Below are 12,861 nucleotides of genomic sequence, written 5' to 3'. Positions count from 1 at the left end.
ACCTGCGCTGGAATGGCAAAAATCCATAAATAAACCCCAGTGTATACTGGGGTTATAAAAAATATCAATTCTCGATGTAATACCATTTACACGTTGAATTTACCGCAATAAAATTCTCTTTTTCGCCTATGCTTCAGAATAAAAATTAACCGTAGCTATGGCTATGCTGACTTTTTCTTCTTTGCATAAACAAAAAATAGTTGATTTTCTTTTTTACACTAAATTCAACGTGTAACTGGTCTAGTTTTTCTTTGTTTCACTATAAAAAGACACAGGATATTACTTTATATAGTCATTTTGAATTGCATATTTAATAAGTCCTTTGGTAGAGTGTTCTACTTGTGTTTTTTCTATAAGGTTACGCCTGTGTGTTTCTACAGTACTATGGGCTATAAACAATTTTTTGGCTATTTGTGGGGTGGTATTTCCTTCGGCTATTAGCTGTAATACTTCGCGTTCTCTCTTGGTGAGTTGTATTTTGTCTTGATCTCCTTTCTTTTTTTTCCGCACGCCTGTTCGCAATGTTTTATTGGCTTCTTTACCGTAATATTCATCACCTTTGGCCAATGTTTGCAATGCTTGCTCTAGTTCTTCGGCTCCTTTATTTTTTAGGATATAGCCGTCTGCCCCTATTTCTGTTGCTTGTTGTACAAATTCGAGTGTATCGTACATAGTAAGTATCAATACTCTAGTATCTGGATATTTTTCTTTGACTATTTTGGTAACTTCTATTCCTCCCATTATCGGCATTTCTATATCCAGAATAATGATATCGACTTCTTTGGTGGCTAGTATATCTAACGCTTCTTTGCCATGAAGAGCTTCTCCTACAATATGGATATCATGACTGGTTTTTAATAAAGAACGAATGCCATCGATCACAATTTGGTGGTCATCTACTATGAGTACTTTTATTGGTTTGGTATATGTCATAATGTATGTTTTTTTGGATCAACAGGGATATCGATGGTAACGGTAGTACCATTTCCTCTACCAGAATCAAATGCTACTTCTCCTTGTAAATTTTCTACTCTGGATTGTATTCCTTTGATTCCCATTCCAGAATAATTGGCTATGGCTGTGGTATCAAAACCATCTCCATCATCGATTACGGTAATGTTGATTGTTGTTTCTCTTTTAAGTAGTTGTATGCTTACTTCTTTGGCATTGGCATGCTTAAGGATGTTTCCTATCAATTCCTGAATAATACGATAGATATTAATTTCTAGTTCGTTGTCTATTCGGTCATCAAATCCGTAGTCTATCAACTCTATTTCTAAAGTACCCGTGCTTTCCAGATTTTGTTTTAATTCGCGTAATGCAGGAATGAGTCCAAATTTGGTGAGTACTCCTGATACCATATTATGAGATATCTCTCGTACGGCTACACAGGCTTCATCTAGTAATTCATTGGCTTTCTCGTATTGTGTTTTGGAATCTGCTTTCATTTTTTCTAGATTGTCTTCTACAGATTTATAATGAATTTTGACTACAGATAGCATACTGCCTAATCGATCGTGTAAATCCTGCGCAATTCGTTTGCGTTCTTTTTCTTGCCCATCGATCATTGCGTGTATAGATTTTAGTTCTTGATTTTTTAGTAATTCTTCTATTTCCCCTTGTTTTATTTTTTCGTTTTGTATTGCAATCTGGTTTTGCTTTTTTAATCGGTAGCTTCTAAATAGTACAAAAAATAATATAACCATCAATGCGCTTCCTATTAACAAAAATGTTAGCTGTGTGTTTTTTGTTTTGCTTTCTGCTTCTGTTTTTTGTTTTTCTATTTGTAAGAGCTTGTTCTTATGCCGTTCTTCATTCAACATCTGTATTGCTTGTTCGTTCTCTCTGGCTTTTTTTTCTATTTGGTTTCTTAATGTGATATGTTTTTCGTTATAGACATGTGCGTTTCTATAGTCTTGCAACTGCTCATAAGCTTCTCCTATCCCTGATAAAACATCTAATCTTCGATATTCTTTGTGATATTTTTCTGCAAGTTGCAAAGCATCAAAATAATAGGCCAAGGCTTTGTTATATTGCTCTTTTTTCTTGTATGTTCTACCCAATAGATGATATGTATCTATTAATTGGATTGAATTATTATTCTGTACAGCTACTGCAATACTTTTATTATAAAAATTTATAGCCTCTTCTAGTTTATTTTTTTTCTCTTTTATTAATCCAATATTATTATATACAGCCTCTTTATTTTTATCATTAATTTTCTCTTTAATAACTAAGCTATGGTTAAAACAGATAAGTGCTGAATCTAGTTTTTGCAGATGGTTATAGGACAACCCTTCATTATTTAAAATACTAGCCAACTGAATAGAGTCTTTTAATTCTAAACTTAACTTTTGTCCTTTTTTTAGTTCTATCAAGGCTCTTTGATATTGTTTTAAATCATTATAAAATGCCCCTATGTTTTTATACGAAATAATTAACCCTTTTTTATCTCCTATAGAATCTCTAAATTTTATACTCTTATGGTAATATTCTAATGCTTTTATAGGATCATTTCTATCTTCATAGAGAGATCCAAGGTTACCATAAATTCTGGCTATCTTTTTTTTATTTTCCTGTTGCTCTTGAATGACTATACACTCATTGTACAATTGGATTGCTTTATCATAGTTTCTTAATTTTTTATACAACTTTCCTAATTGTATTTTCGCTCTGGCAATGCCTGAGATATTATTTTCTTTCTCTTCTAGTTGCAAGGCTATTTTTAAGTTATCTTCTGCTTCTTGAAACCGATTAGCATTTAGATACACAGTTCCTAATCGTATATAGCTCGTGGCCAATTCTGCAGTATATCCCAGAGAATCGCTACTTTTTCTTGCCTGTTGTGCATACGCTATTGCCAATGAATCATTTTTCTTTGCGTATTGCCAGGACAATTCATTTAAGGTTTGGGCACGTTTGATTCCTTTTTGTTTGGATATTAATAGCTGTAAACTATCTATGGTTTTTGAATGTTGGCTAAATCCTAAAACACTTGATATCATACAAACTAATAGTAGCAGCTGTTTTATTTTTCTCATGTAGTAGCATACATTTATGTGGTTAACAAAAAAGGCTTTCTATCCTTATACTAAAGATATAGAAAGCCTTTTATATCCCAATCTCTTATTTAAAGATATTATCTCCTGGTTTTTCGTCTTCATCTTCTCTTTCATTAGAGCCTGTATCTCCTCCATCTGGTTTAGGGGTATCTTGGTGGTTTGGATCTGGTGTGATTCCTGATTTTGCAGTTGCCGCTACTTGTTCTGTTTCTTGGTTGCTCATGTTTTGTTTTTTCATCTTATAGTTTTTTAAATTATTTAATACTACAAATCTCGTATATACAAAGCATGGGATCAATCGTCAGAACAGGGTGTATTGTATCCTCAGTTCTATGGAGTTTTACTATCTAATGGGCAAAAACTATAGTAATTGGTAAAAAATGAGGGGGATTTTGATACCCGTTTCACCCAAAAGACCTTCTGTTGGGTCAAAAAGACGTTCCGTTTAGCAAAAAAGACGAAGTTTTTAACCCGATGAGTTAAAAATTCAGCTTTAGGGGTTGAAATTTCAACAAACTGAGTTAAAATTTTAACTCAAAGACCTAAAAATTCAACTGACAAAGCTAAACACTTCGTCAAAAAGACGCGTGAGTGGGTGTTTGAAGTCTAAATTATACTATTTCGTATTCCTTCGTATACAACTATGCTTACCGCATTAGCTAGATTAAGGCTTCTTATTTTGTCACTATACATGGGGATTTTATATAACTTGTCTGGGTATTGAGTGGTTATATCATCTGGAAGCCCTACAGATTCTTTTCCGAACACAAAAAACATATCGTCTTCATAAGGGATTGCATAATGATCTTTTTCTGCATGACTTGATAGGTATACCATGTTCTTATCTTTGTTCACAGCATAAAATTCATCGATACTGTCATAGATATGTACCGAAATATGTTTCCAATAGTCTAATCCTGCTCTTTTTAATCGCGAATCACTTAATTCAAAACCAAACGGTTTTACCAAATGTAAGTTTGATCCTGATGCTAGACTAAGCCTCCCTATATTACCAGTGTTCGTTGGTATCTCGGGTTCAACAAGTACAATATTATACGGCATGTTTTATTCTATTTTTAATACGTCAATAATACTATTTATCATTTGAATGTACCATAATAAAATGCTCTTTTTTTGTCACAAAGATTGATTCGTCGTAAGATGGTTGATGGTTATTTGAAAACTTTGGTATTGTGTGTTCGGTTTTTTTACATTATCATTTCAGTGTAGACCAGAATCTATCACAACGCAATAGGTACTCCTTGGTTCTCAGCCTACGCTGAGAGGACAGAAAATGAAGTAATGAGTCGTTGACAGTTGGTACTTGATGGAAAACACTCAAACAAACATTATCCTATTAGTATTACTATTATTTGTCACCTCGAATACGCCGTCATAGTGGTGTATCGAGAACCTACAACTTATGCAAAAAGCACACTGTGCAATACGGTTATACCAATTAAAACAGAGAGTATTCCTACAACGGCATTCATCCATTTGAATACTGCTACATTACGCTCTATAAAACGACTCATGGCAAAAATCAATACATAACTATATACTGCCATAGAAATAATTATCCCTACGGATTCTATTATCAATATAAAAATAGCATCTGATATGGTGTTTGCGCTAATGACCAATGCTGAAGTAAGTGCTCCTCCTGTTCCTGCTAATCCATGTACCATGCCTACCCAAAAAGACTTATTCATGGGATTCATGGCAATTTCTTCACCTTTTTTACCATGTAGGTGAATCGGGTTCCCTGCAACGTGATCATGCTCTTCTATCTTTTTGTGATCTGCCATCATCTCATTGATCTTATGGTTTCTTTTAATTGCCATAACACCTAGCCATATCATAATAGGTCCTACAGAAAATTCTGCCCAGAAAGAGATGCTTTGTACAAAAGCGTGTAATGCGGTTCTGAATAATAAGGCAATCCCCCCGAAAAGAAGTAAGGTTACAGAATGCCCCAATGCCCATTGTGAGGCTGTGATTGCTGTCTTGAAAGACATTTTCTTTTTCTGAATAACATTTTCTGCTGCCAATACGGATACTGCTGACATGTGGTCGGGTTCAAAGGAATGTAGTACTCCTGCAATTAGGGGTCTTACAAGGTTCATTACGTTCATAAGGTATAGGTTATATAGTTGCCATCAGTATTAATCAGATAGATAGTGAGTGCTATATGCGGGGCTATTTTCTGACAATGATAATGACATTGTTCTGCTAGTTTTTGATAAAATTTTTCCTGTGCTGCAAAAGTAAAAATTTCTCGTAAACGCCCAGCCATATTTAGTACTAAAACTTTACTGGCTACTTGCTCAGAATACCCTGCTTCTTTTGCTAATTGGTATATAAAATTTTTATCCCAGGTCGTTTTCCCACTATGGGTATTGGTTCTGCCTTGTGCCAGTTTTGTGGCTTTGCCCAACATGATCCCCATGGCTACTTTGGTGATCTGCGGGGATTGGTAAATCTTTTCAAACGTTTCTTGTATCCAGTTGCCATAATGAATACATGATACTTCTGTGATATCGGGGAATATGGCTTTCAGCATTTTCTCGCTTCGCCCTCCTGAGTTGATTAATAACTCTGTTTCTCCGTTTGCGATAGCGACATCGATTCCTTGTTGAATACTGGCTATGTATGAAGCGGCAGAGAATGGTGTGACGATACCTGTAGTTCCTAATATCGAGATGCCATGCAGTATTCCTAATCGACTATTTAATGTTTTTTTGGCTATTTTCTCACCATCTGTTACTGCGATGGTTATGTTTACTCCTCGTTTTTCGAGTTGGTAATCGGATAGTATTTTTTGGCATACCACTCGCATCATATCTCTGGGCACGGGATTGATTGCTGGTTCTCCTACAGGGATTTCTAGCCCTGGCAAGGTGATCAATCCTACTCCTTCTCCTCTTTTGAACCTAATTGTTCCTGTATCATCAAGGGATATGATTGCTATAATCTCTGCATTATGGGTTACATCGGGGTCATCTCCTGCATCTTTTATGGTGCTATAGGTTGCTTTTTCTGAGGTAATCGAGATACATCGTACTTGAAAAGTTACTTCTTCTCCTATGGGTAATTGTACTTGTACTTGGGTTATTTTTTGTTGAGTAACCAAACTCCATAATGCTGCTTTGGTGCAGGCAGTTGCACAGGCTCCTGTGGTGTATCCTCTGCGTAGTGGTTTGTCTGGTATGTCTTGTAATTCTCCCAAAGGTTAGCTTACAATATCGATTAATTTTGTTGTGGTGTCTATACAAAGATACCGATTAGAAAGTTTGGGCTTTTTGAGAATGACTATCGGAATTTCTACTGCTTGTGCTGCTGCTATTTTTTGGTCTAATTTTCCGTTGCTTCCACTTTCTTTGGTAAGGATCACATCGGGGGCTAGTTTGTTGAATAGTTCTATCTCTTCATCTTTGGTTTGTGGATATCCATATAGTAAATTCTTCTCAGGAAAATTTGCCTGATGAGCAATAACTCTAGAGGTATCTCTATCCAGAATACGAAACCATGTGGTATAGTTTCTCCAATATGTTTTTAATTTTTCTATGGTTTGAACTCCTGATAATGCTAGTAATGAATGATAGTTTTTTGTTTTGAAATGTGCTATTGCTTCTTCAAAACTATCCACATATGTCACCAGAGGGTGAATTACTCTGGGAGCAAATTTTCTGTTAAAACGTATCAAGGGTATGGGCAACGAAAGTGCGGCAATTGTTTGGTGCAATTGTACTGCAAAAGGATGTGATGCATTGATGATATGCGTAATTGTATGCTTGTGACAAAAATTTTCTATGTCTTCTCTTGTCATTGCCCCGTGTATAGGAGTTCCTTTTCCTGTATATGCTACTTTGGTTTTTGTAGAATAATAATATGGGGATTGTAATTCGTCTAATATTTTGGCGACCTGTTTCCCTTCTGTAGTGCCTCCGAAAACGAGTATCATTTGATTTGTTTTTCTTTTTTCCTAAAGATATGATGCCATTTGTCATCATATAACCACGATCTGTTTTTACGGGCTCCTACGGCTTCTCCTACTACTATAAGTACGGTGCGTGATAGTTTATTTTCTTTGATAATCGTGGTGAGTTGTGACAGCTCTCCTGTCCACACCTGTTCATCTTCCCAACTTACTCGATATAATACTGCTAGTGGGGTGTTTGCTGGGTAATGTTCTAATAGTTGTGTTTGTATTTTTTTGGCAATACCTACACTCAAGAAAATACACATAGTAGCTCTTAACTTTGCCATATCAGCAATTTTTTCGTGCTCTGGCATTGGTGTGTTTCCTTCACCACGGGTAAGGATAATGGTTTGTGCTACTTCTGGTATGGTAAATTCTGATTTGAGGTATGCGGCGGCGGCCTGAAATGATGATATTCCAGGAACGATATAATACTCATATCCTTTTTCATCAAAAATAGTCATCTGTTCTTGTATAGCTCCATATATAGATGGGTCTCCTGAGTGCAGGCGTACGATAGATTTACCTTCTGCATAATACTGATCCATGATAGCTACTTGCTCTTCTAGTGTCATCGAGGCCGAGTTACGTACTAGTGCTCCTTCTTTTGCCATATGTGTCAAGGCTTCTGGCACCAGACTTCCTGCATATAGGATACAGTCTGCGTTTTCTAGGATGTATTGCCCTTTTAGTGTCAATAGTTCTGGGTCTCCTGATCCTGCTCCTACTATGGCTATACTGGCTTTGCGTTCATAATTCTTCAATATACTTAGCGCATAGGTAAATTTCTTACCAGACGGGGTAATGCTTTTTGTTTTTTCTGTCATCCATACTGACTGACCCGAAATTAATGCGGCGGCGGCTTCTGAAACTCCGTAGACTCCTACTTTTTTCTTTACTACTTCTGATGGATTGGCTACTGTGATTGTATTGAGCTCTTCTCCTGAATAGGTGATAAACGGAAAGTCTTGTTCTTCTGCAAAATCAAGATAGGCTTGCTCTTCATTTTTGATGGTTGCTGAGCCTATACCACATAGACTTTCTATAGCAATTCCTTGTTTTTTGAGCTCTTGTGTGATTCCTTCTATAAATAAATGAGGCTCTATGTCTTTTGCACACCCACTACCTAATGCAATGCACGGGGGATAGAATGCTAGTGTTGCTATTGCTGTGGATAATTCCTCATACCCTACATATATAAGTAATTCGTATTGTGTTGTATCGCAATCTTCTATTGTATAGTAGATATCTACAAAATCTGGACATGTTTTTTCTAGATACTGCGTTCCTTTGTCTTTTACTTTTACAACTAATGCGGTGGGTTTTCTATTGACAAATAATGAGATGATGGTATTAAGGGGAATACTACTTTTTGTTTTCCACTTGTATGTTTCTGCGAGTGTGTCTAAAGCCCATAGTTCTTGTAAATCACTGGATGTAGATAATACGGCTTGTGCGTTGAGGATTCTACTTATTTGAGCGGTGAGTGTATTGGCTTTGCCTATATGCCCACTGAGTACGGCTTGTGCAAACTTGCCTTGGTCATCAACATTTATTACGGCTGGGTCTGTTGCTTTATCTTTGATATACCCAGCTATACTGCGTACACAGATTCCTAATGCTCCTACAAAAATCCAAGCATCATAGGTATGAAAAGATGTTTGCATCAATTCTGATACCGAATCTATTTGCTTTATATCTTTAGCTGTTTCTATACTTCTAGTGGTAAAAAGCCTGGAGCGATAGAATTCTTTTTGCAATGTTTTGGCAATCGATACGCCTTGATCTGTAAAACAAAGTATGGCTACTTTTATAGTGTGTTCTGACATGTGTTTTTCTTAGAAGAAGCTATTGTGCTATTTATCGTTTTGATTTTACCGTAATAAAAACAAATTGTCTGTTATTACTATCATTGACAAAGATACCAGAAGTTACTTTGATTTAGGGTGTTTTTATGGTTGTTTTGTTACTTTTTGCTTTGAGTATGGTTATTGGGTTATGCTGATCTACGGCTATGATACATTCTTCTGCAATGTTATATGCTATGTGCTTGCATCCTGCTTTGAATGCTTGGATTGAGCTTTCTTGTACGGCATTGATTACAATGGTTGTCTGAGGATGTATAAAAGGGGCAATTTTGATAAATAATGCTTCTAGTTTGCCCCCGTGTCCTCCTATAAATATGGTGTCAGGAGTTGGAAAACGACTTAGGTCTTGTTCAAAAAAATCGCCCATTACAGCCTCAATTCCAAGAATGCCAAAGCGTTTTTGGTTTTCTAGAAGAATGTCCTTGCATTCGGGTCTTTTTTCGAAAGAGATTACATCTATGTTGGGATTTCTCAATTTGGCTTCAATACTTACTGATCCTGTGCAAAACCCTATATCCCAAAAGGTTTCTGTTTTTAAAATGTCTAGAAAATGTAATGTGGTTAATCGAACTGGCATTTTGGTAATCATTTTGGGCCTGTTGGGCAATCCTACAAAGTCCTGATCTTGTATCCCAAAATCAATATGTCTATGGGATTCTTTTTTAAGTAACATACAGTTCAAAGGATAGAACTCTGTTACCGAGGCCTCTTCTAGTGATAACTCATAAAATTTTTCTTGTGCTCCTTCTATATCTTCTCCTACATACATCTTATAATTATCATATCCGTAATCTAGCATCCTCTTGGCAATACGGGCTGGTGTTTTCTTGGTATCGGTGAGTACTCCTATAAGTTCTTTTTGCTGCATAAGAATTGTATCTAGTGCTTGCCATGTTCTGCCATGAACACTTATCGTTTGCAGAGAATTACTATTGATACTCATTGCATTTGCTAGTAACTGAATGGCACTAAAATAAGGAGTCGTTATAATTTGAGCATTTGGATATTTGTTTTGTAATGTATTGGAGAAGCCGTAAAACAGTGGATTTCCTGAGGCAAAAACAACAATAGGTTGGTTTGTTTCCTCATAGGCTTCAAATACCTTTTCCATTGGGGATTGAATGGGTATCCATTGATGATCTTGTGGTAGCGATTTTTTAACCAATTCATAATGACGTTTTCCGCCACTAAATACATTGATTTTTGACATATATTGCTGTTGCGCTTCTATAAAGTCTGAGGGTTTGTTTGCAATACCTATTACATAAAAAATCATCATGTGCTATTAATCTTGTATCAATTTGACAGGGATTACAAAGCTAGGGAGTTTTATATACATAAAAAGGTGTCTGCAATTATTTATATCAAATTTGGTTGATTGTTATTTAGTAATGAGTAATTAGAATTGAGAATTGAGAAAATCGATATTCAATATTCAGTATTTCAAAGCATTTGCTATTCTAGTGTAGATTGACTGAAATCTATCACAACGTAATAAGTACTGCTTTGTTCCCAGCTTGTACTGGGAGAACAGAAAATGAAGTGGCGAGATGGTTGGTTGTCAACAAATTTTCTCTGATTAGTATTCCAAAAAATCACTCGAACAGGCGTTGCGTTTTCTTATATGGATTCTGAGCTGTAACGACACTTCTTCTTTAATCTGGTAATGTCTCAATACAAAAGCCTTCTACTTGTAACAGATCTATAACTTCTTTTTCTGATAGGTTTGCTGTGGCTTCAATTCTAAGTACATTATCAATATCTTCGAGATCAATTGACCAGTCTATAATGTCTGAATGATTGCTTAATATGGGTTTTAAGGATTTCACCTTTTTCTTTGTCTTGATATCTGTCTGAAATATTAGTAACTCCATCATAAGGTTTAATATTATTCTACATCTGATTCTGAGGGGTCCTCTGGGGCTTGGTTTAATTGTCGTTCTATATATTGTTTGTAATGTTGATCTCCTTCTTCTTTCCAAAATTTATCATAGTATTTCCACTTTGAAAAATCAGTTTTCGAATCTTTCTTACATTCATCTTTTGATTTTTCTGACGAGCTTTTGCTACTACCGCCACAACAACCTCCAAGAAATATTTTGAGGAGTATAAACAAGCCTACTGCTTGCCAGTATGTAAGGGTAGTGAGTCCAAAAATATCTGGCATTAGCCAATTCCATAGCCACATGATTACAAAACCAAATAAAATGGCTAATCCTGTGATAGCAATTACACCAAAAATAATTATTCCTACAATCTCTATAGGTGATTTTTCTCTGAACTTATGAGTGAAAAAGCTTGTCATGATTTCCTGTTTTTTTTATTAATTTCTAATTCAATTTTTTTATATAATATTCCAACGGCTCTATGTCTTCTAGACATTAGCGTTCCTATCGATATTCCTGTTTCTCTCGAAATCTCTCTATAGGTATATCCTTCAAAATCTACTGCTATAATGATGTCTTTATAAGCTGGTTTTAGCTGCTGGATGCAAGTTTTTAATACTGCTATCATCTGATCAGAGGTATAGCTATCGTTTGATTGATGTAGTGCTTCTGCTAATTCTAATAAGTCTTTATCTGTATCTACAGAATTGGTCTTTTTTGTAGTTCGCATAACGTCTATGATTTTGTTTTTGATCGATCTGTAAACAAAACCTGCTACATTATTAATTGGTGCATACCTATCTGCTCCCGAAAATAGCTTTAAAGCTACATCTTGGATTATATCTTCTGCATCCCGATTGGCTGTGTCACTGATTTTAGTGCTCACATACCTTTTGAGAGATTCATATTCTCTTCCAAAAAAATCTTTAAGTTTTCTACTATTTTCTGATTCTAAATCCATTAAACCTTTTATGAAGGGGCTTTGATTAAAAAGACGATGCTTTTTTAATTTATTGCATTTTTAGACTCTTTTATTTTCTGGTCGACATGAATTTAATATAAGTTTTTGTCGCAAAATAATTTGTTCTCGATACATTTTAAAAGATAGTAGTGAGTAGTGAGTAGTGAGTAGTTGGCGAACTTTGATATTGGGGGTTCAGTATTCGGTGTTCAATATTTTTTACTTTATTATTTAAGAGATAGTATTGAGTATTTAGAATTGAGTAGTGAGACGCTTTTACTTTATCATTTTACATTTAGAATTTTTCGGTTTTACATTTACAACAGAGATTCTCGCGATACTATTTTCCTTTATTAGCGTTCTGAAAAACCGCGCAAACGAACATGCAATTTCTTGTGTTACCCCATATTTAAGGAGTTTGAAGAGACTCTTATTTTGGTAGAAATAAACCATAGTCTAAACAAAAGATAACAACTCCTCAATTTAAGAGCTGTTATCTTTTTAAGTTTAAAAGAATTCAATTTGAAAAAGAAGGTAGTTTTTATTTTTTTATTTGCTCATATACTTTTCTCCACCCTGAAGCATCATAAATTAAATGAGATTCTCGAATGATCCCTTTTTCTAATCTGAACCATTCTGATGCCATATTACTTTCTAAGCCTGATATCGATGATTTAAATTCATAATAGGCGGCTACCCAATTACCGTTTTCTGCGGTATTGATTACATTAACTCCCGTTAATACCTCACCTATTTCTTGTGCTAATGCTATGAATTCAGCTTTTGAATTGAGTTCTACCATCGGGTTTTTAAACTTGTAATCATCTGCGAGTACTCTTAATGATTCTTGAATTCTGGCTGGGTCATTAAATCCGTTTAAAAACTTTTTAACGATTTCTTGATTGGTCATAGTATCTTTATTTTGCTGTGAATACATACTGCTTGCAAGCAGTCCTACTACTAGGAGAAGTATAAATTTTGTTTTAACCATATATTATTTTTTTATTATTATACAATTTACGGATATTAATTTCGCATAAATGCGTCTAAGTAGTGATGATTACTTACTATAGATTTTATAAGTTCATTACTCATACTTTCT

General features: G+C 35.2%; 13 protein-coding genes. All 13 read right to left on the bottom strand.

The annotated features are described in order from the left end of the window. Positions 1–279 precede the first annotated feature (279 nt). Positions 280–933, bottom strand: coding sequence for a response regulator transcription factor (locus CVD18_RS12105; protein ID WP_103865707.1), 654 nt, complete (start codon positions 931–933; stop codon positions 280–282). Continuing rightward, positions 930–3,041 (bottom strand): sensor histidine kinase, encoded by a 2,112-nt coding sequence (locus tag CVD18_RS12100; RefSeq protein WP_103865706.1) that lies wholly within the window; start codon positions 3,039–3,041, stop codon positions 930–932. Before CVD18_RS12100 ends, CVD18_RS12105 begins: the two co-directional genes overlap by 4 nt. A gap of 85 nt (positions 3,042–3,126) precedes the next feature. Beyond that, on the bottom strand, positions 3,127–3,300 hold the full coding sequence (locus tag CVD18_RS22605; RefSeq protein ID WP_158250446.1) for a hypothetical protein: 174 nt from the start codon (positions 3,298–3,300) through the stop codon (positions 3,127–3,129). Between the two features lie 368 nt (positions 3,301–3,668). Continuing rightward, entirely contained in the window at positions 3,669–4,124 is a 456-nt protein-coding gene (locus CVD18_RS12095) for a tRNA (cytidine(34)-2'-O)-methyltransferase (protein ID WP_103865705.1), read from the bottom strand. Positions 4,125–4,483: 359 nt separating this feature from the next. Next, positions 4,484–5,197 (bottom strand): hypothetical protein, encoded by a 714-nt coding sequence (locus tag CVD18_RS12090; RefSeq protein ID WP_103865704.1) that lies wholly within the window; start codon positions 5,195–5,197, stop codon positions 4,484–4,486. Next, positions 5,194–6,291: a cobalt-precorrin-5B (C(1))-methyltransferase gene (locus CVD18_RS12085; RefSeq protein ID WP_103865703.1), complete on the bottom strand. Its 1,098-nt coding sequence runs from the start codon at positions 6,289–6,291 to the stop codon at positions 5,194–5,196. Before CVD18_RS12085 ends, CVD18_RS12090 begins: the two co-directional genes overlap by 4 nt. A 3-nt stretch (positions 6,292–6,294) precedes the next feature. Further along, positions 6,295–7,026, bottom strand: a complete 732-nt coding sequence (locus CVD18_RS12080; RefSeq protein ID WP_103865702.1) for a precorrin-6A/cobalt-precorrin-6A reductase — start codon at positions 7,024–7,026, stop codon at positions 6,295–6,297. Next, positions 7,023–8,873 (bottom strand): precorrin-4 C(11)-methyltransferase, encoded by a 1,851-nt coding sequence (gene cobM, locus CVD18_RS12075; protein WP_103865701.1) that lies wholly within the window; start codon positions 8,871–8,873, stop codon positions 7,023–7,025. The genes CVD18_RS12080 and cobM overlap by 4 nt, the downstream gene beginning before the upstream one ends. Before the next feature lie 112 nt (positions 8,874–8,985). Next, entirely contained in the window at positions 8,986–10,191 is a 1,206-nt protein-coding gene (gene cbiE / locus CVD18_RS12070) for a precorrin-6y C5,15-methyltransferase (decarboxylating) subunit CbiE (RefSeq protein WP_103865700.1), read from the bottom strand. Between the two features lie 376 nt (positions 10,192–10,567). Beyond that, positions 10,568–10,789 (bottom strand): hypothetical protein, encoded by a 222-nt coding sequence (locus tag CVD18_RS12065; RefSeq protein WP_146052766.1) that lies wholly within the window; start codon positions 10,787–10,789, stop codon positions 10,568–10,570. 11 nt (positions 10,790–10,800) lie between these two features. Then, complete coding sequence (locus CVD18_RS12060; RefSeq protein WP_103865698.1) at positions 10,801–11,217, bottom strand: hypothetical protein; 417 nt, start codon at positions 11,215–11,217, stop codon at positions 10,801–10,803. Continuing rightward, on the bottom strand, positions 11,214–11,759 hold the full coding sequence (locus CVD18_RS12055) for an RNA polymerase sigma factor (RefSeq protein ID WP_103865697.1): 546 nt from the start codon (positions 11,757–11,759) through the stop codon (positions 11,214–11,216). Before CVD18_RS12055 ends, CVD18_RS12060 begins: the two co-directional genes overlap by 4 nt. A gap of 541 nt (positions 11,760–12,300) precedes the next feature. Next, positions 12,301–12,750 (bottom strand): nuclear transport factor 2 family protein, encoded by a 450-nt coding sequence (locus CVD18_RS12050; protein WP_103865696.1) that lies wholly within the window; start codon positions 12,748–12,750, stop codon positions 12,301–12,303. Between the last annotated feature and the right edge of the window lie 111 nt (positions 12,751–12,861).

The sequence above is a fragment of the Aquimarina sp. I32.4 genome, from assembly GCF_002924285.1.
Lineage (GTDB): Bacteria > Bacteroidota > Bacteroidia > Flavobacteriales > Flavobacteriaceae > Aquimarina.
The sequence above is the reverse complement of the archived record's forward strand: the minus strand, read 5'-3'. Positions and strand labels throughout refer to the sequence as shown.